This is a genomic window from Prevotella sp. KH2C16 (genome assembly GCF_900113305.1).
Taxonomy (GTDB): Bacteria; Bacteroidota; Bacteroidia; order Bacteroidales; family Bacteroidaceae; genus Prevotella.
In genome coordinates this window covers 1-2,152 of sequence record NZ_FOOW01000048.1, presented here as the reverse complement: position 1 = coordinate 2,152, position 2,152 = coordinate 1, and the positions used below count along the sequence as shown (strand labels likewise).

The window sequence follows — 2,152 nt, the reverse complement described above, 5'->3', positions numbered from 1 at the left end:
TTACCTTTGCACTCGCTTTCGCCCTTCGGGGCGTAGCCGGATGGAAACGAAGTTCTTTGAAAGGTTTACATGGAGAGAGACAGGCAGTACGCCGCTGTCTCCGCCTCTGGCGGAGCGTCAGCGGAGGAACGCAGGTAGTCCGTCCGGCGGGAGGCCCAGGCCTTTGGCGGGACGGATGTCCGAGACAAGGAAAGCTCGTCGAGCCGGTTCTGAAGGAAATCATTTCCCTCAAGGACACGAGAGGGACAGACCATTCTACAATGGAGAGTTTGATCCTGGCTCAGGATGAACGCTGGCTACAGGCTTAACACATGCAAGTCGAGGGGAAACGACGGGGGAGCTTGCTTTCCCGGGCGTCGACCGGCGAATGGGTGAGTAACGCGTATCCAACCTGCCGCCAAGCAGCGGATAACCCGTGGAAATGCGGACTAATACGCTATGCGGTCCTTGGAGGGCATCTGACGAGGACGAAAGGCATTCCGCTTGGCGATGGGGATGCGTCCGATTAGGCAGTAGGCGGGGCAACGGCCCACCTAGCCTTCGATCGGTAGGGGTTCTGAGAGGAAGGTCCCCCACACTGGTACTGAGACACGGACCAGACTCCTACGGGAGGCAGCAGTGAGGAATATTGGTCAATGGGCGGTAGCCTGAACCAGCCAAGTAGCGTGCGGGACGAAGGCCCTACGGGTCGTAAACCGCTTTTGCGCGGGGATAAAGTGGCCCACGTGTGGGTCTTTGCAGGTACCGCGCGAATAAGGACCGGCTAATTCCGTGCCAGCAGCCGCGGTAATACGGAAGGTCCGGGCGTTATCCGGATTTATTGGGTTTAAAGGGAGCGCAGGCCGCCCCTTAAGCGTGTTGTGAAACCCGGGCGCTCAACGCCCGGCGTGCAGCGCGTACTGGGGGGCTTGAGTGCGCGCGACGCCGGCGGAATTCGTCGTGTAGCGGTGAAATGCTTAGATATGACGAGGAACCCCGATTGCGAAGGCAGCCGGCGGGAGCGCAACTGACGCTCATGCTCGAAGGCGCGGGTATCGAACAGGATTAGATACCCTGGTAGTCCGCGCTGTAAACGATGGATGCCCGCCGTCGGCACTTGGTGCCGGCGGCCAAGCGAAAGCGTTAAGCATCCCACCTGGGGAGTACGCCGGCAACGGTGAAACTCAAAGGAATTGACGGGGGCCCGCACAAGCGGAGGAACATGTGGTTTAATTCGATGATACGCGAGGAACCTTACCCGGGCTTGAATTGCAGAGGAAAGATCCGGAGACGGAGATGCCCTTCGGGGCCTCTGCGAAGGTGCTGCATGGTTGTCGTCAGCTCGTGCCGTGAGGTGTCGGCTCAAGTGCCATAACGAGCGCAACCCCTCTCTGCAGTTGCCATCGGGTGGTGCCGGGCACTCTGCAGACACTGCCGCCGCAAGGTGCGAGGAAGGTGGGGACGACGTCAAATCAGCACGGCCCTTACGTCCGGGGCTACACACGTGTTACAATGGCCGGTACAGAGAGCCGTCCGGGCGCGAGCCCGGTCCAATCCCTAAATCCGGCCTCAGTTCGGACCGGGGTCTGCAACCCGACCCCGCGAAGCTGGATTCGCTAGTAATCGCGCATCAGCCACGGCGCGGTGAATACGTTCCCGGGCCTTGTACACACCGCCCGTCAAGCCATGAAAGCCGGGGGCGCCTGAAGTCCGTGACCGCGAGGGTCGGCCTAGGGCGAAACCGGTGATTGGGGCTAAGTCGTAACAAGGTAGCCGTACCGGAAGGTGCGGCTGGAACACCTCCTTTCTGGAGACCGTCCCCGATGGCCTTCCTTTAAGTGGTACCTGGCAGTACCTGCTTCATGCGGCTCAGCCCGCAGGGAGCCCGTGCATGCAGTCTCTCTCTTTTTTAGGATATTGATTCCGGGAGCGAGGGCGGTGCCCGGCCTGACCCAGTCCCATAGCTCAGTTGGTCAGAGCGCCACACTGATAATGTGGAGGCCGGCAGTTCAAGTCTGCCTGGGACTACGTCCCTTTCCCGTTTCCCCGGGGGATTAGCTCAGCTGGCTAGAGCACCTGCTTTGCAAGCAGGGGGTCAACGGTTCGAATCCGTTATTCTCCACCATTCCGGCGTGTCCCTTGGGGGCCGCCGCGACGTAAGATCTTTGACATG

The 2,152-nt window shown here is 60.4% G+C and carries 2 tRNA genes and 1 rRNA gene; all 3 read left to right on the top strand.

Annotated features, from left to right (window positions below):
* Nucleotides 1-257 precede the first annotated feature (257 nt).
* The 3 genes from BM114_RS13945 to BM114_RS13935 all read left to right on the top strand — a co-directional run bounded on the left by BM114_RS13945 (nt 258) and on the right by BM114_RS13935 (nt 2,104).
* Nucleotides 258-1,786: ribosomal RNA gene (locus tag BM114_RS13945) — 16S ribosomal RNA — on the top strand.
* A 147-nt stretch (nt 1,787-1,933) separates the two neighbouring features.
* Nucleotides 1,934-2,007: transfer RNA gene (locus BM114_RS13940), tRNA-Ile, on the top strand.
* 20 nt (nt 2,008-2,027) lie between these two features.
* Nucleotides 2,028-2,104 (top strand) — tRNA-Ala (locus BM114_RS13935).
* Nucleotides 2,105-2,152: the final 48 nt, after the last annotated feature.